This is a genomic window from Luteolibacter sp. (genome assembly GCF_039920825.1).
Taxonomy (GTDB): Bacteria; Verrucomicrobiota; Verrucomicrobiia; order Verrucomicrobiales; family Akkermansiaceae; genus Luteolibacter.
The window spans coordinates 10,979-28,946 of record NZ_JBDSCX010000080.1; the positions used below are offsets into that span (position 1 = coordinate 10,979).

The window sequence follows — 17,968 nt, forward strand, 5'->3', positions numbered from 1 at the left end:
ATCGGCCGGATCATGCTGATGGCTCCCTACGGAAGTTGGTAGGTAGTCACAGGGTCTTAAGAAACTCATGGTGTCATCACGTAAGGTTGCCTCGCCCGCCAGGAAGCAGGCCACCCTCGGTTCGTGCCGAGCCTCTCCAATTTCATGTTCTTAAAACCCGATTTCATGTCGCATTCATCTTTCAAATCAGCGTTTGAGCGATTGATCGGTCTTCTTCTGACAGGGAGATTTCTTGTATTGCTGATTCCTGCGACGACCCTATTTGCCGATACCGAGGCGGAGATCCAAAGCGTCATCAACCGGATGACCCTGGAGGAAGAGCAGGCCATGTGTTACGGCAACGGCGCGCTGGATGGGGGCAGTTGCGCCAGACTTGGGATCGGGGCGATCCGAATGAGCGACGGACCTCTGGGAGCGCATCGGGCGGGAGCCGCGACAGGATTCGGATCCGGGCTTTTGATTGCCCAAACTTGGAATCCCGAACTGCAGTATGATGTGGGGGTGGTCCTTGGCAAAGAGACGAATACCAGCGCGGATATGCTGTTGGGGCCCGGGATGAATATCATCCGGGATCTTGTTTGCGGAAGGGCGTTTGAATACTATACCGAAGATCCTTATTTAAATGGGAAAACATCTTCGAAGATCATTCAAGGAATCCAGAGCCAGGGCGTCGCCGCATGCATGAAGCATTTTCTTTGTAATAACTCGGAGAAGAACCGGGAAAATACCATTTCGAATGTCGATGACCGGACCCTGAGGGAGATCTACCTTCCCGGTTATGAAATGGCCATCAAGGAAGGCGGGGCTATGGCAGGAATGTCATCGTGCGGCTTGTTCAATGGCGTGGAGTGTTACGGCACACCCGTCATGCGCAAAATTTTAAAAGACGAATATGGATTCAAAGGGATCATGCTTACTGACTGGAGCAGCGTGAATCAGGGGCTCACCACGGAGGGCGCTGCCATGGCGGGAATGGATGTTTCAATGCCTAACGCCGCGAAATATGCGAATCTAGCCAACGCGGTTCGTAACAAAACGCTGAAGAAGTCATACTTGGATGACATGGTGCGGAGAATCTTGCGGGTTTCGTATTTCGCCGGTGTGTCCGGATGGGGACCCGCTTCTCCTGCTGGAGAAAAGAATACAGCAGGAAACCAAGCGATCGCCCGCACGGCTGCGGAAGAGGGGATCGTGCTATTGAAAAACACTGGCAACATTTTGCCCCTGAACAAGAGTTCCGTTCATACCATCTGCCTGGCCGGAGTGAATGCCAATGTCGCCCACTGTGGTGGCGGTGGCAGCAGTGGCATGCCCGTGCCATACGAAGTTACGCCGTTAGAAGGTCTTCAGAAATACGGTGGATTGACCATCAACACCCAGACCACCCAAAGCGGTGCGATTGCCGCTGCCGCGACTTCTGACGTTACGATCATTGTCACGGGACGCGGCCATGGCCCGGTGGAGACATTTCCAACTGCTGACTCAGAGGGCGGTGACGCGGCGAACATGAATTTTCCGACGTCCGAAAAGGACCTGATCAATGCCGTCGCCGCGGTGAGCAAAAAGCTGATCGTTGTTTACATTGGCGGGGCAATGGAAATGAGGGATTGGATCGATCACGTCCCCGGTGTTCTCTATTGCGCGTATCCTGGAATGGAAGGGGGGAATGCATTGGCGAAAATTCTGTTTGGTGACGTGAATCCTTCGGGGAAACTCACTTTCACCTGGCCAAAGAGAGATGTCGACCAGCCTTCATACCCTACCAGAAACAACACTCCCATTGATTATTCCGAAGGTGTGTTTGTGGGATACAGGGGCTATGAGATCAATCAGGTGGTTCCGGAATTCGCCTTTGGGCATGGGTTGTCGTACGCCACCTTTCAATATGGCAACTTGCGGATCAGTCCTGAAGTATTTCAGGACAGCGCGACCGTTACCGTCAGTGTGGATGTGAAAAACACGAGTGCCCGTGCGGGTCAGGAAACAGTCCAGCTTTATGTGGCGGACAAGGAGTCGGGCATACCGAGGCCGGTGAAGGAATTGAAAGGTTTCAACAAGGTTTCCCTCGCCCCCAATCAAACGACAACGGTTAAATTCGCTTTGGATAAGCGTTCCTTTGCCGCCTACTGGGGAGCAGCCGGGTGGTATGCCGAGCCAGGGCAATTTGATATTCTTGTGGGCGGCGCTTCCGATCGTATTGAGTTAACCGGATCCGTTAGCTTGAAACCAACGCCGGGCACGCGGCCGCCACCGGTGCCAACACCCAAACCCGCGCCATCACCAGGCAGCCAGGCGGAGAATGCAATGCTTTCCGGTGGTGCGTCTGTCGCTTCAAATCACGCGGGATATTCAGGCTCGGATTTTGTTACCGGTAATACGGCTGTGGGGGCCACCACCACATTTAAGATGACCTCCGCCTCATCGACATTTACCAATATCACCTTGAGATATTCGAATGGAACAGGCAGCAGCCAAACCCTTGGCATTTATGTCAATGGCGTCCGTGCCGCTCAAACCACTCTTCCGGCAACCGCCAGTTGGGATACTTGGAAAAACAAGACCGAGAGCCTGCTGTTAAATGTCGGAAATAACACGATTTCCTACAAATTGGATGCCGCCGATAGCGGAAATGTGAATCTGGATTACATCGAGGTCGGCGGGTCGATCCGGGCACCAGAGCGAACTCCCTATGGAGGCAAAAAATGCGCGATACCCGGAACCCTTGAAGCGGAGAATTATGACGACGGCGGAGAAGGAGTTGCGTTTCATGACACCACACCCGGTAACTACGGACGTGCGTATCGAAGCGACGATGTGGACATGGAAGCCTGCACCGATACCGGCGGTGGTTTTGGCTTGGGGTGGACTGAACCCGGGGAATGGCTCGAATACAGTGCCAGCGTACAGCAGAATGCCACCTACAAGGTGGAGATTAGAGTGGCCCGCATCGATGCTGGAAATTCGAGTCTTCATCTCGAAAGCAGCGGAGGTGATCTGACCGGACCGATGGTGGTGCCGAGCACCGGTGCCGCTCAAAATTGGACGACAATCACGAAAACCCATGTTACTCTCAATATCATTAACAATGAAATCAGGCTCTGCTGTGATGGCGGGGGCATTAACGTGAATTGGATACGATTCACGCCGGAGTGATTTGCGGGTGAAAAGAGTTGATGGTTGGTAGAAAGATCGAGATCAGAAAAAACCATATTTATTCATCCCTCTTCCCACGATCAACAATCGACTCTCAATCATCAACTTCTTCTCTTACGGCTTCCCTTTTCACCCGATTCAAAAACACTTTATTTTTCCGCGTGAAAATCAAAACAGCGGCAACGCAGTGGGAACAATTTCACCGCAATGGGTTGCGGTGAATCATGGGGCTTCCGAGGTTAATGGGTTTATCCTCGGAAGCCTTCTCGCCCTTGTCAGGGATTTCAGAGGAGTCGTCGGGTCATGGTGACTTGACGTGGCCTGTAGGGTGGGGGCAACCCATGAGATGCTGCCACTGGCTGACCTTGTTCCTGATGCTCGCGATGCCCGGGGGTGCGTTTGCTGATACAACTGAAGAAGCACCGGTGCGGACGGTGCTGGCGGCGGACGGACGCTCGTTCACGGTAGGTGCGCCGGGTTTCTCCGAGTTCCATGCCGGGTTTGCGGCGACAATCCAGCGGGACGGCCGCGCGCTGGTGATTGCATCGGCCAACGGCGAGCGGGTGGGTACTGCGAAACTGACGACCGAGGCGACGCCATACGGCAGGGCTGAGATGAAGGCAACCACACTCCGTTTCGAAGCGGAGCGCGTGGAGCTGTTATTCCATCTTGGCCAAGTGCCGGGAGGGACAGGAGTCTTGGTGCAGGCGGGGATCCGCAATATCGGCAAAGACCCGATCAATGTGTCGTTTTTGACGCCGCTTGCGGGGGAGTTCCGCGCGCTCGGGAATCCCGCGGATTGGTTGGTAACCCGTTTGGACAACAGCGTGGGCAAGATGCCGCCAGTGACGCCGCTGGGGAACATCCGTGAACCGCTGAATGTCCACGAATACGGCGGGTTCTATCGTCAGGACGGAACGGGCTTTCTGTTCGGGCCGGTTGGCGCACCGCTTGCCTATGCCAACGCGCGGTTCTTGTCCGGTGACGAAGGGAAGGTGAAATTTGATTTCACGGCGGAGATGAGCGGGGTGGATGTGGATCCGGGCGAAACGCGATGGGGGCAACAGGTGGCTTTGCTGATGGAGCCGCCGCGGCCGGCCTTGGCGAAATGGGCGGAGTGGGTGGCGAAGACCCACAAGGCCAAAACCCCGAAAGGGGCGATGATGGGATGGAATTCCTGGAATCTGTTAGGGCAGAAGGTGCCGTCACAGGATGTGCTTGGTGTGGTGGATGCGGTTTTAAAGTCCGAGGGGCGGCTGGTTCCCTCAGTCATTCAGTTGGATGACGAGTTTAAACAGCTTGCCGTCCGGTTGGCGGATGATGCCGCTCCTCCGAGCGAGTTGTCGGCCTACGCACGGCAAATTGTGGCCACCGGGGCACGGCCCGGCCTGCGGCTGGAGTTCAGCCGGGAGGCGAACGGTGGGAAAGCGCCTGCTTTGGCTGACATTGCCAAAGTGGTCCGGAATGCGGTGCGGATCGGATTTACCTATCTGAAAATTTATTACCCGACCGCTGCCGAGCAGAGGGGCTCCAAGCAAACCAGCTTTGAAGCCGTGCGGGCCGCGTTTGACAATATCCGTCAAGCCGCCGGCGCAGACACTTACCTGATGTCGTGCGCACGCGAGCCGGACCGGGCAGCCGTTGGTTTGGTCGATTCAAGCCGGATGTCGACGGAGGCCTCTCGTACCACGATCCGGTCCGCCATGACCGATGCGCTCCGTTGCTTCCAACTTCACGACCGCTGGCTGACGATTGACACCGATCCTTACTACATCGGAACGGACATCAGTAACATCAGTCAAATAACAGGGGGGTGGCCGCTGGTGCGGACGTGGATGAGCATGGTGGGTCTGTCCTGCGGCACCGCGATTACTTCCGATCCCTTGCACTGGGAAAGTTTCCGGCCCTACTGGCGCAATACCGAGGTGCTCACCCCTCCGGCGAGGGAACGCACGGAGGTGCTCGACTTGGGCACCGGTTCGGACTGGCCCCGTCTCGTGGGACACGTCCGGCGCGACTGGGGCGATTCCACCGTCGCGCTGCTGTGGAATCCCGGTAATGCCGAACGCACCGTCAAATTGGATTTCGCCGAAGCAGGCATGGATCCGCACCGGCGCTACGCGGTCTGGTCATTTTGGGATAACAGCTACCTCGGCGTGGCTGAGGGCTCATGGACGACGCCCCGGCTGGGACCGGCCGGCTCACAGCATTTGCGTTTTACCGAACTGGATCGCGAGCCGTCGAAGCCGGTGCTGATAGGCTCCAACCTCCACATCTATTGCGGTGCCGCCGAGATCGGGAATGTCACCAGTCTCCAGAGCGGTATGGAAATCGAGCTAACGGATGCGGGTGCGCGTGAGGGCGACCTCTTCCTTTACAGCCGGCTTCCGCCGGTCTTGAAAGCGGCGACCGGCTGCACGGTCACCGGAATTGTTAGCGCTGGCGAGTATGCCTGGCGGATCAGCCTGCGGGACCGCCGCCGTGGCGCAACCCAGCGGATCGAGGTAGGCATCCCGCTGCCGGTCACGCGGCAGCCTTGGTTCTGGTTACTGATTGCCGCTGCGGTGGCCGGTGTGCTTTTGGCGGCGTGGCGTTACGTGGTGAGCCTGCGCCTCGAACGCGAGCATGCCTTGGAAGGGGAACGTACCCGCATCGCAATGGATCTGCACGACGAACTCGGTGCAAACCTTGCTCAGATCGGGTTGCTGAGCGAACTGGCCCGACGGCAACTGGATCGCCCTGAACAAGCCCGCGGGCAGTTGAACAAGCTGTTTGCGGCGACACACGAAATTTCCAGGCAACTCGATGCCGCAGTCTGGGCCATCAACCCGGCCAACGATACCTTGGACAATCTTGTTCAGTATCTGTGTAAGTGCTCCCAGGAATTCCTCTCCCTCGCCAACATCCGTTGCCGGCTTGCAGTGCCAGTGGAACTGCCGCATGTGGCGCTCACCTCCGCGCAACGCCATAACCTGGTCCTCACTGTCAAAGAAGCCCTCCACAACGTCGTCCGCCACGCCGAAGCCACGCTCGTCACCATCCGCGTTCTGCTTCCGCAGGGCCTGCTCGTTGTGGAAATCGAGGACGATGGCAAGGGGCTCCCGGTGGAAAAGCTCTCGCCCGGACAGGATGGCTTGGGTAACATGCCCAAACGCTTGGAGCAGCTCTGCGGTCGCTGTGAGTATTTTTCGGGCGCGGATGGCTGCGGCACGTTGATCCGGTTAACCATGCCTCTGCCCCGACCTTGAAAATTATGATTGCGAATGAAGGAACGATCACTGTTGCCGTCGTCGAGGATAGCGAGCCTGTCCGCGAGTCGCTCCAGGAAATTCTCAACGATACGGTCGGCATTCAGTGCGTCGCGACCTGCGCCTCAGGCGAGGAAGCGCTCGAGCGGCTGCCCCTGTTGCGCCCTAGCGTGGTATTCATGGACATCGGCCTGCCCGGCATCAGCGGAGTGGAGTGTGTGTCCCGGTTGGTGCGCCAGATGCCGGAGGGATTGATCGTGATGTTGACGGTGCACGACGACGACGCTCCGATCTTCGAGTCCCTCGCCGCCGGGGCCTGCGGCTACCTGCATAAACCCATCCGGGCCGATGCGCTGGTGGCCGCCGTGCGGGAGGTTCATGCGGGCGGTTCACCGATGACCAGCAACATCGCCCGCCGGGTCGTGCAGGCGTTCAACAAGGTCCCTGCCGTCGCGCCCGCCGATAAGTTGCCAACGGAATTGACCCCCCGCGAACATTCCATTCTCGAACTACTTCTGGAAGCTTACAGCTATCGGGAAATCGCCGAGCGAATCGGGATCTCGGTTCACACCGTCAACTTTCATATCCGGCACATTTACGAGAAACTTCACGTCCGCTCGCGTGGCGAGATCATTCTGAAGTTCATGAAGCGCTGAGTTTCCTCCGAACATGCCTTGGGCGGGATAGCAGGCGCCGGGCGAGTCGCGGCTTGATGCCGTGAAAACCTGAGCGCGGCACCCGCGGAGACCTACATACTTTGACAGGTAGTCAGAGTAGCTGCCTGCGGCTAGTTTCTGCTCTTTACTGTAGGATCTCCTGCAAACCCAACGCTACCCCTCGCGCTCCAATCGATCATGCGGCGGCATCCACTGGTTGATGGACTGCTTTTTAAATTCTGAAAAATCCTCCTAGAAAAACCCCAATGAAACTTACCTCCAATCGCTTCTTTCCGTCGACCCTCGTGGTCTGCCTTTCGCCCCTGCTTGCAGCCCTCACCACCTCCACGCAGGCAGCGGAGGCAACGTTCTCAAGTGGCGCATTCACCAGCGACGCGACTTCCGGCGTGAGCAGTGCGAAGACCTACACCGCGCTCGGCAACGTCGTCGGCGGCAGTGTTACGGTCAACGGCGCGACCTTCCTCGGTGGCACCACTTCCGGCACCGGTTGGTCCTTGACTGGAATCCCGACCACTTTCGCCAGCGGCGGTAACAAGACGACGACCTTTGGCGGACAAGCGATCACCGGGTTGTTCGATGGTTTCCAATACGCGGGCAATCCCGGACTGATCACCATGAGCGGACTGACCGTGGGGCAGACCTACGTGAGCACGGTTTATTGTCAGGACTGGAGCTGGCCTGCGACGGCAAGCCGCGTCCAGACGGTGGCGGGTACGGAAGGTGCGCCGAACTTCACTTTCAATGAAGACGCCTTGGAGGCCTCCATGCTGCGCTACACCTTCGTGGCCTCGGCGACGACGATGAGTCTGAAGGACCTGCCGGTTATCCCCGGGAATTCCCTGCATCTCTACGGCTTGAGCAACGAGCAGGTCTTCAACAAATCATGGTCCAGCGGCGCGGATTGGACGACGGCCACATGGAGCCCGGTCGGAGCTCCCATTACGGTCGGATCGAACGCGAATTTCACCACGCAAGGGGCACCGACCGGGATCAATCTCGATGCCAACGTGACCACCGGGCACGTGCAATTCAACGGTGCGAATGCCTGGACGCTTTCGACGGCCAACGCCAGCACCCTCACTCTACAGACAGATGCGGCCGGAGTTTCCGTGCTGTCCACTCCCAGCGGCTCGCACACCATCTCCACCGCGGTGACGCTCAACAGCGATGTGATGAAAAGCGGTCCCGGCACCCTCACCCTCGGCGGTGCGGTATCGGGTGCGAAAGGCATCAACATCACCGGCGGCAAGCTCCGCGTTGGCTCGGCTAACAGCTACGCGGGTGTAACCACCGTCGGTGCCGGGACGACACTCGATTTGAATGACAGCACCCAGAGCATCGCCGCCTTGAACGGCGCGGGGACGCTCCTCAACGATGGCACGACCGCCAAAGTGGTGACCGTCAACTCCGGCAGTTTCTCAGGCAACGTGACCGACCACACGGCCGGCACCGGCACCGTGGCGTTGACCAAAGCCACCGCCTCCACACTCACGTTGTCGAATGCCAGCACCTACACCGGCTTGACCAACGTGAATGACGGTGTCCTGCGGCTGGAAGGTTCGGGCTCACCCCTCATTACGGACAATTTCTACACCACTGGATCGACGGGCAACAACCTGAACTACAATCTTCCGCCCAATGCCATCGCGGGTCTTCCGAGCCGCCAGACCGGTTCGCTCGCAACGCAAAACTGGACGCTCACCGGCAATGCGCAGACCGGCAACGCCGCGACCAATGTCACACAACCCGCCGGCACCAACGGCGATTACATGCTGCTCGCCTTTGGCGCGACCGGCTCGCTGACAACGTCTCTCAGCACCGCCAATTCGCCGGGACCGGTGAAGATCAACTTCGACATGTTCAAGGGCAACGCCAGCGATACGACGAGTTGGACGAGCTTCACCTTGCGCGCCACAGCCAACAACGGCTCGCCTAACGCCCTTGGCACGGGCGAACTTGGATTTCTCTATCGGAAAAACACCGGGATTCAGATCTTCAATAACAGCGGAACTCCAATCGCCACCTTTGCCTCGACCACGGGTGGCGACAGCTTCGCCTTCTATCTGGCGGACGCCGCCGGCACGGGATCGCCTTTTGCCACTGGCTCAGCCGGTGCCCGCGTCATTATCACGCAAGGTGGAGCCATCCTGGGGAGTTACGCGCTGAATGCCCCGATGAGCACGTCCCGATATGTGACGTTCGGCTCGAACAGCACCATGATCGGCGGCATCGACAACGTGGCGGTGACGCCGCAGCAGACGAATATTCTGCCCTCCACGACCCAGTTGAATCTCGTTGCCGGCAGCAGTGTCCTGCAGCTCGAAAACGTTACCCAAACGGTAGCGACTCTCGATGGGGTGGGGAGCTCGTCCATCGCGATGGGTCCCTTATCGCGTCTCATCGTCAATGGCAGCACCGACAGCGCCTTTGCCGGCATCATTTCCGGCGCGGCCGGTTCCGTCACGAAAACCGGTAGCAGCAAGCTCACCCTTTCCGGTGCCAGCAGCTACGGCGGGGTCACGATCCTCTCCGGCGGCATACTGAATGTAGGCACCTTTTCTGACTACGGCGTCGACGGCAGCCTTGGAAACCACGCGGTCGATGCCGGTGGCGAATCGATGGGCCTCCTGTTCCGCGGCGGCACGCTGCAATACACCGGCTCGACGGCCCAGTCCACCAACCGCCAGATCCGCGTCAACGCCGACGGCGGTGGCGGCAACAATGGCGGCGCGATCATCGACGCCTCCGGCAGCAACCCGGGCGCCACGCTCAGCTTCACGGCCGCCACCTCGACCAACTTTTACGAATTTGGAGGAAACCGCACCCTCACCTTCACCGGTTCCAATACCGGGTCTAACACGTTCAACACCGCCATCACTCAGACCGGGGGAGCCACAAGCGTCGTGAAAAGCGGCGCAGGCAAATGGGTGCTCACCGGCGCCAGCACCTACAAGGGTGATACCACGATCAATGGCGGGATTCTCTCTCTGGGCAGCACCGGGGCGATTTCCAGCGCTGACCCCTCAAACCCCGCTGGTATCGTTTTCGGCGGCGGCACTCTCCAATACAGCGCCAGCAACACCACCGATTATTCCGCGCGCATCGAGAGCGGCACCAGCACCAGCCCGGTCTCGATCGACACCAACGGTCAGGATATCATCTTCGCCAGCGCGCTCACCGGCACCAAGTCCGGCGGTCTCACCAAGTCCGGTGCCGGCAAGCTCACACTCGGCGGCACCAACTTCTACACCGGTCCCACCGTCCTGACCACCGGCACCCTGCGGATGAGCACAGGCTCCGCCATCAGTGGCGTGGATGTCGCGGCAGGAACCTCTCTGGAAGTTCTGGGAGTGACAGACGGCCAGACTCTAACCACGGACAGCGCGACCTTTGCCGCCAGCAACCTGTTGGTGGATTTCAACAGCCTGGCGAATCCGAGTGTGCCTGTGGTGAGCACCGGAGCCTTGACCCTCAATGGAAATGTGGCGCTCTCGCTGGCGAATGTGGGACTTCTTACCAATGGCAGCTTCCCCCTGATCCAATACACGAGCAAAACCGGAGCCAGCATTTTCACCCAAAGCTCCACCAGCATCGGGCCACGCTCGTCGGCGGTCGTCTCCGATACCGGCTCGAACATTATTCTAACCATCTCTTCCGACAAACCGAAATGGACCGGGCTGGACAGCGGCAACTGGCTCGTCGGAACGACGGGAGGCAGCTCCAACTGGAAACTCAATACCGGCGGCACCGCCACCAACTACATCGAGGGTGACGGCGTGTTGTTCTCCGACTCCGCGACGGGCACCCGCACGATCAATATTTCCGCGTCCAACGTGCTCCCCGCTTCCACGATCTTCGACACCGCTGCCAACAATTACAAGCTCACCAGCGGCGGTGGCTTTGGCATCGCCGGCACCGGTCCGCTCTCCAAAAACGGCAGCGGAACGGTCGTGATCACGACCGCGAATACCTACACCGGCCCCACCACGATCAATGAAGGCACGCTGAAACTGGGAGACGGCACGACCGATGGTTCCATCGCCGGCACCAGTGCGATCATCAACAACGGCACGCTCGTTTATGACAACCTAACCGACAAGTCCGCCGCGGTCGTCATTTCGGGAACCGGCGGCATCATCAAATCCGGCCCGGGCGGTCTGGCTCTATCAGGTGCCAATACCTATGAAGGTGAGACCATCCTGAATGGCGGCGCACTGACATTGGGAAGCACCACGGCGCTCGGATTTACCAGCCTTCTCACGATCAACGGCGGCTCGCTCGACAGTTCGGCCGCCAATCTGGTGATCACATCCAACCCCTCGCAGATCTGGAACACGGACATCCTCTTCGCCGGAACCAACAGCCTCAACCTCGGCAGCGGATTCGTTACCCTTGGCGGGAACCGTCAGGTCAATGTGGTTGCGAACACCCTGACCGTCGGTGGCGCGATTGACGGCCCCGGTTTCCATCTCACGAAGCTCGGAGCGGGCACGCTGGCGCTTGGAAACTCCAATACTTATGATGGCGGCACTACGCTCGCCGCCGGGATTGTCAGGCTCGGAAGTCCCGACTCGCTCGGCAGTGTGGGTGCCATCACCTTCAGTGGCGGCACCCTGCAATACGGCACGGGCAACAGCACGGACTATTCCGATCGGATCGCCAGCACCACCAGCACCAGCCCGGTGGCCATCGACACCAACGTCCAGGCGGTGACGTTCGCCACCGCCTTGAATTCGAACCAATCCGGAGGCTTGACCGTGCTCGGTCACCAGAGCGGTGCGGCTATCCTCAACCTCACGGCGGCAAACAGCTATGGCGGTCCCACCCTGATCACGACCGACGCCCTCCTCCGGGTGGGGGCCGACGAGGTCATTCCTAATGGCAGCGTGGTGTCGTTCAGTGGCGTGGCCTTGGGAGACCACAATGCGAAGTTTGAACTCCAGAACTTCAACGAAACGGTGGGTGGCCTCACGGGTGTTAGTGGTATTGTTCAGTGCAGGGAATCGGCAGGCTCCGGCACCGGCACCCTCATCATCGATACCGCAGGCCAGAATTACACCTTCGAAGGTCTGATCCGCAACCAGTCGGGCGTCCTGGCCTTGGTGAAAAACGGCTTGGGCACGCAGACGATCACCAGCACGACCATCGGCCAGGGCAACAACTATACAGGCGGACTCACCGTCAACGGCGGGACTATGAAGTTGCGGGATTCCGGCAATGGCCGGGTGATCAGCGCCCTGACCAGCAATGTGACCGTCGGCGGCACGGCGACGCTCGCATTGGAAAATACCTTGCTGGGCAACACCTCCACCACCGCCAGAATCATCAGCGGTGCGGGTAACGTGGAAATCAGCTCCGGCAACCTCGGCACCATCAGCCTCACCGGGGTGAACACCTACACCGGCAATACCACCGTCAACGGCGGCAACCTCACGGTCGCGAATACCACCACCACCTTCGCCGATACCTCCACGGTTTCCATCGCCTCCGGCGCACACCTCAACCTCCCCAACGCGGTAACGGATACCGTCGCGGGCCTGACCATCAACGGCTCGATCCTGCCGGCCGGGTTATATGACCAGAACAGTCCGCAGACCTCCGGATACATCTTCGGTGCCGGCAAGCTCCAGGTCGGTGCGAGTTACTCGAGCTGGGCCTCGACCAATGTGAATGGCGATGCTGCCAACGTTGATACCGACCTCGACGGCGTCAAAAACGGCATCGAGTATTTCATGAACTCCCCGGCCGGCTTCACCGCCAATCCCGCGGTAACGGCAGGTCCCGTTAGAACCATCACTTGGCTGAATGGCGGCAATATTCCGTTCGGTGATTACGGCACCCAGTTCGTGGTGCAGACTTCGGTGAACCTCGCCAGTTGGACCAACGTCCTGTCGGGCGACGCCAGCCTGAACAACACCAGCGGCTCGGTCATCTACACCCTGCCAAACGGCGCGGGCGCGGTCTTCGTCCGCCTGGTAGTGACTCCAAACTGAGCAATTAACTGAATCATCCGCTTCCCCGGATCGAAGATGGATGTGGCGGGAAAGTCGGTGATCCAATGTTGCCGTTCGTGCCGAATCGCCCGCTCGCCCTGTTGGGGAGGGCGGGCGGTATCAGCGCCTTGCGGATCGGCTCCAGTTCAGACGGCCTCTAACTCCGTCTCCCTTGCGGGAGAAATCGCCCCACAAAGCCACTCAAGGCATGCCGCAGCGGACCCGGTAGATTCCGCGCGCCGCGGTTTTCGTGATATCCTTGGTGACGACTCCGCCGGTGCCGACCTCTGCTGGCACGATTGTTTCCCAAGTCATCCCTGCTTCCACCAGATGTTCCACGCTGTAGGTCCGTGTGGTGGTGGTCGCATAGGAAATCTGCAGGGTGTTGGAACCGCTCGCCGTCGAAGATGTCGCCCTAAACGCCGAGGTGCCCGAATGCGGATCCGTCGTGCTCAGGAATTCGCGGTGGTTCGATTGGCCGTCGCCATCCGCATCCTCGTCCGGTTCCGCCACGCCGTTGTTGATTTCGGTCGCGGTGAAGGTTTGGGACATCCATTGGTAGTAAACAGCCTCATCGCCGAACTCGGAGCCGATTTTTTGCTGCGCGCTCGCATTGAAATGCAGGTCGTCCCCGTTCAATCCGAAACCTTCCGTGGAAAAGATGCCGGTTCGCCGGTCGGCCGTCGCCACCGCATCCTGTGCCGCGCGGACTTGGCTCAGATAGGTCGCGTTCAGGTTCGTCTGGCCGGATGATAGGCGGCAGATGATGAATGGCAGCTCCGCCCCGTACGTTGCGCGGATATCGGTGATGAATGTGGTTAGATTGGATTGATAGCCGGATGCATAAGAGGCGACGGCGTCGGATTCGCCCTGCAGCCATGCCATGCCCTCCAGCTTGATCGTCGCGCCGGGATACGCGGACGCCAGCATCGCGAGCCCCTGGGTCACCGTTTGCTGGAAGGTGGTGTATTCCGGCCCGTCTCCGGTGGTTGTTGCGGTGCCGCCCCCTTTCCAGTCCACCGCCTGAGTGGTTCCACCATTGGCATATTTGATGATTGCCACCCGCGTGCCGGCAACGCCAGACCATTGGTTTGCCAGCGTCCGTCCCAAGGTCACCTCAGGGCCGAACTGACTGGTTTCAGTGAGGCCCGGACGCAGCGTCGTCCTGGTGACGGTGCCGCCCTCCACCTTGTAGACGAAGTCAACGTCGGCCTGTGGAGCCTGCAGGTTCACGGGAGCGGTCGGCAGCGCGGAGGGATCCGCCCGCCCGTCCGCGTTGGACTGTCCGCCTAGCAGATAGACCCTGAGCTTGGTGATCGCCGGGGTGGTGGAGCCCGGTTTTTCGGAATCATAGAGAGTTTGCACCTGTATGTCGCTCAACCTGGAATTGTAGATGTGGACTTCATCCAGGCTGCCTTTGAAATTGTAGTGAAGGGAAGATGTCGGATAGGCCTTGCCGATGGTGTCGAACGCGAAGGACGTATTGCCGGAGATCTGTTCGGAGAATTGTCCGTTCAAGTAGAGCTTCAGGTTTCCCGCGCCGTCAGCGACCAATGCGTAATGCCTCAGGTCGGTATCCTTGGGGATGGTGAATTCAAAGTTCGTATTCGCTGAGGAACGGAACCTCAGACCCGTGAAGGTATCGTTCATCCAGATGAAATCCGTCGTGGTGCCGGCGACTCCCAACACCATTCCCTTGTCGGTGCCGATGTCCTGGCGGCGTGCCCACCAGCCCACGCTCCATGGATTGGTGGCTCCGTATCCGTAAGGATTTCCTGTGGTCAGGCTCACGTAGCTTCCGTCTTCCCCGTCCAAGGCGAGCGCCCCGCTGCCGGACGCGATGGCGGCCGGGTCCGTGGTAATCGCCGCGCCTCCCGCAGCGGTTCCATTATGTCCCGCGCCGCTGCTGTCGGAAAAGTTTCCGTTATAAGACTGGTGCAACCCTGAGAACGTTGAGTTCGGGTCGTTGTTGTTGTAAAGGGACGTCACCTTGGCCTCGGTGAGTGCCTCGTCGAAGATCCACATCTCATCGATCTGTCCGTTGAAGTCGAAGTCATTCGCTGCGAGATAGGCCTCGCCGATGGTGTCGAAAGTGAAACCTACCTGCTTGCCCGTGACGGTGCCCGCTGAGACTCCGTCAACATAGAGGGTGACGGTCGTGCCGGAGGCGACCACCGCGTAGTGGTGCCACGCGGTGTCATCGGTTGTGGTGAAGATCCCCTGGCGGTCCGCAGCCGTGGTGCTGTTACTCCGCCAAAGGAGGCCATACCGGTTCGTGCTCCCCCCGGTATTGTTAGTTAGTGAAATGAAAAATGTGTTCGTGGCCCGTTGCCCCACCACCATGTCGAACTGGGCGGCCTCGCCGGTATCGCCAGGCGCTTTTTTCGCCCAGAACGCGAAGCTATAGGCGGCCGCCGCCCCGGAGGAGAATGTTTTGGAGGGAATGGCGATGTAGTCCTTTTCAGGGCTGAAATTCATCGCTCCACCACCGAACTTGAAAGCGCCGGGCGTCGTCGTGATGCCCGAATTGCCGACGGTTCCCACATCCGTCAGGGTGCCGTTGTTAGTATTTCCGGACGAATCCGTGTAATCGGTGTCGAAACTGTAGTGCGCGTAGACACCCGCGCTCGCGGGTAATGTAAGAAATGCGCCCAGAATCAGAGTCAGGTTTTTTTTCATGGGGTTTTCGTTGGCCTTCGTAATCTCAGGCCGTGATTGCTACGGAATACCCGCCCTTCCGGAAGGTTAGCACGATTCCGCAAAAGTATTTCCCAAGAACTTCCGGGTGGCGGGAAAACCTCCTACCTCTCCTCCGGAATTTCGTTTGCCAGATACAAGGCCTCGATCTGATGGTCTGTTAGGGCGGATGCCAGTATCCACACCTCGTCAATCGCGATGGTTGCGCTCGATGGGCCACCCGGGACAGCCGGATCGTAGTTCAACCTCACCTTCGAACCGGGAATTTCCGAGGGGCCATCCTTGATGCGGGTCATATTGTCCCTGTTCGCCGTCTGGACGAGTTTGCCGTCGATGTAATGCTTGATCTCCGGCCTGCGGGACGCGTCGATATTGCCAGTGCAAACCGAAGCAATGTGGTGCCATCCCCCGTCCAGCGGTTTTTGCAAAGTGCTTTTCCCGGCGGTTACCAATCCACGTCTACCCCATTGCGTGCCGACCGGGCCGGAATAACAGTTTACCCGCACGCTCCATGCCGCCCCGTCGATGGTCGGGTCTCCCCAGGTCAGGATGGAGGGGATATAACGTTCACCGGTTTTGGTAAGCTTGCCCTTCACCGCCTCGCCCTTGATCCAGAATGCCACGGTGCGTGGTCCCGGACCTGAAATGCCGGGGAAATCGCTTTCCGCGAATACATCGCCGGACTGCAAATCCAGCGCGGAACCGAAGCGTCCTGTTAGCAACCCGGCTTTCGCTTCCGCCGCTCCGAAGCCTTTTACTTTCATCGTGAACGACTGGATGCCATCCGAGTCCGAAGGGAACTCGCCGCCTTCCTCATGGTCGAAGCTCCAGTGGATCATCTTCGGCCCCGGCAGCCGTTCCACGAACAAACCGGGCTGATAGGGCGCCACCCGGTAATGTCCATCGGCACCCGAGGATGCCGCCTGTCCGGTTGTTAGGTCCAGTGCGGCAGCTCCGGGCGCCCGGCTCTCAAGCCGAACCTTCCCCGAGCCCACCTGGACATGCTCTTCCGGCGAAGTCCCGGTGTTGGTCGCGATTCCGAAACGCGTGCCGAAATCCGTTACCCTCGATCGCCCGGTGATGACCGAGAACCCCTTGTCGGATGGTGCCATGTCGAACCATCCTTTCCCTGCCGTCAGGCTGGCGTGCAAGGAGTCGTGGATTTCCAAAACGGAAGCCCCCTGCAGCAAATACCGCGATTGTGTCCGGGTGATGATTTCAAGCGTCCCCTGGTCAACCACCAGCTTCGTATCCGGTAAAAAGTCCCCGTTTTCGCCGATGCCGCCAGCCTCGAAGCGCCACGATGTGTCCGCTCCTGCAATCACCTTGGCAAGTGTTCCGGAATTCTGCGGCTGCCTGCCGGAAAGTCCCCACACCGCCAGAATCGCCACCACTGCGGCGGCAGCAGTTGCCAAGAACCACCGCGAGATCTTCCTCGTTTGCCGGACGGGCACCAGTTCATGATTTTCCCCCCACTCTTTGGCGAGCCCATGCAGACCTGCGGCCACTGCCATATGTTCCAAGTAAGCGTGCCGCAAAGCCGGACTGTGCCGCAGCAGGTTCATCAGCCGCAGCCGGTCGGAAGGATCGATGACACCGTCCTCCTGATCTTGGAAAAGTTGCTCCAGTTCCCGGTTTGTTGGAAGGAAGGGGATCATTGGCTGAATTCCCTTTCCAAATGCCCGTTGATACAGCGCTTCAACGCTGCCCGCAGGCGGAACAGTTGCACCTTCAGTCCGCTCGAAGAGCGCTCGTGCAGCGTGGCGAAGTCATCCAGTCGGGTCTTGTGCCAGTAGCGTTCCAACAGCAGTTCACGGTCGACGGATCGCATCTGTCTGATGCACGTATTCAGCGCGCTGATCCGCTTTTGGGCGAAATCAGGATCCGGCAGCAGTTCGAAATCTTCGGCCAGCATGTCCGCCACATCATCCTCCAGAGCCACCCACCGCCGCTGTTTCAAGGTCCGTTGATGCTTCATCACTTGGAACCGGGCGATCGTCAGCACCCAGGCTCTGAAATTGGTCCCCAGCGTGAATTCCTCCCGCTTGGTCCACAGCACGACGTTCGTTTCCTGAATCACGTCGTCTGTGCCGGCAGCACCGGGCAACAGCGAGATCACGAATGCCCGGATCATCGCCTGATGGTCCGTTAACAGCTTCACGAATTCGATTTGGTCCTTTGAGTCCACGTTATCCTACGG

7 protein-coding genes are annotated in these 17,968 nt (G+C 59.1%); 4 read left to right on the forward strand and 3 right to left on the reverse strand.

Annotated features, from left to right (window positions below):
- Positions 1–165 precede the first annotated feature (165 nt).
- The 4 genes from ABIQ96_RS23010 to ABIQ96_RS23025 all read left to right on the forward strand — a co-directional run bounded on the left by ABIQ96_RS23010 (position 166) and on the right by ABIQ96_RS23025 (position 13,071).
- Entirely contained in the window at positions 166–3,153 is a 2,988-nt protein-coding gene (locus tag ABIQ96_RS23010) for a glycoside hydrolase family 3 C-terminal domain-containing protein (protein WP_348216998.1), read from the forward strand.
- 341 nt (positions 3,154–3,494) lie between these two features.
- Positions 3,495–6,401 (forward strand): histidine kinase, encoded by a 2,907-nt coding sequence (locus ABIQ96_RS23015; protein ID WP_348216999.1) that lies wholly within the window; start codon positions 3,495–3,497, stop codon positions 6,399–6,401.
- Between the two features lie 5 nt (positions 6,402–6,406).
- Positions 6,407–7,057 carry a response regulator transcription factor gene (locus ABIQ96_RS23020; RefSeq protein WP_348217012.1) on the forward strand — a complete coding sequence of 217 codons (651 nt, stop codon included), beginning with the start codon at positions 6,407–6,409 and terminating at the stop codon, positions 7,055–7,057.
- A 266-nt stretch (positions 7,058–7,323) separates the two neighbouring features.
- The gene (locus ABIQ96_RS23025) at positions 7,324–13,071 is read left to right on the forward strand and encodes an autotransporter-associated beta strand repeat-containing protein (protein ID WP_348217000.1); all 5,748 of its coding nucleotides are present in this window, start codon (positions 7,324–7,326) and stop codon (positions 13,069–13,071) included.
- A 201-nt stretch (positions 13,072–13,272) separates the two neighbouring features.
- Here ABIQ96_RS23025 and ABIQ96_RS23030 read toward each other — a convergent pair whose 3' ends face one another.
- From ABIQ96_RS23030 to ABIQ96_RS23040, 3 genes are all read right to left on the reverse strand, one after another.
- The gene (locus tag ABIQ96_RS23030) at positions 13,273–15,750 is read right to left on the reverse strand and encodes a LamG-like jellyroll fold domain-containing protein (protein ID WP_348217001.1); all 2,478 of its coding nucleotides are present in this window, start codon (positions 15,748–15,750) and stop codon (positions 13,273–13,275) included.
- A gap of 122 nt (positions 15,751–15,872) precedes the next feature.
- Positions 15,873–17,426, reverse strand: coding sequence for a hypothetical protein (locus ABIQ96_RS23035; RefSeq protein ID WP_348217002.1), 1,554 nt, complete (start codon positions 17,424–17,426; stop codon positions 15,873–15,875).
- Positions 17,423–17,929: a sigma-70 family RNA polymerase sigma factor gene (locus tag ABIQ96_RS23040; protein WP_348217003.1), complete on the reverse strand. Its 507-nt coding sequence runs from the start codon at positions 17,927–17,929 to the stop codon at positions 17,423–17,425. The genes ABIQ96_RS23035 and ABIQ96_RS23040 overlap by 4 nt, the downstream gene beginning before the upstream one ends.
- Positions 17,930–17,968: the final 39 nt, after the last annotated feature.

Bases quoted from the DNA above. Each gene is read 5' to 3' on its own strand.
- ABIQ96_RS23015 (WP_348216999.1), top strand. From the start codon at position 3,495: ATGAGATGCTGCCACTGGCTGACCTTGTTCCTGATGCTCGCGATGCCC.
- ABIQ96_RS23025 (WP_348217000.1), top strand. From the start codon at position 7,324: ATGAAACTTACCTCCAATCGCTTCTTTCCGTCGACCCTCGTGGTCTGC.
- ABIQ96_RS23030 (WP_348217001.1), bottom strand. From the start codon at position 15,750: ATGAAAAAAAACCTGACTCTGATTCTGGGCGCATTTCTTACATTACCC.
- ABIQ96_RS23035 (WP_348217002.1), bottom strand. From the start codon at position 17,426: ATGATCCCCTTCCTTCCAACAAACCGGGAACTGGAGCAACTTTTCCAA.
- ABIQ96_RS23020 (WP_348217012.1), top strand. From the start codon at position 6,407: ATGATTGCGAATGAAGGAACGATCACTGTTGCCGTCGTCGAGGATAGC.
- ABIQ96_RS23010 (WP_348216998.1), top strand. From the start codon at position 166: ATGTCGCATTCATCTTTCAAATCAGCGTTTGAGCGATTGATCGGTCTT.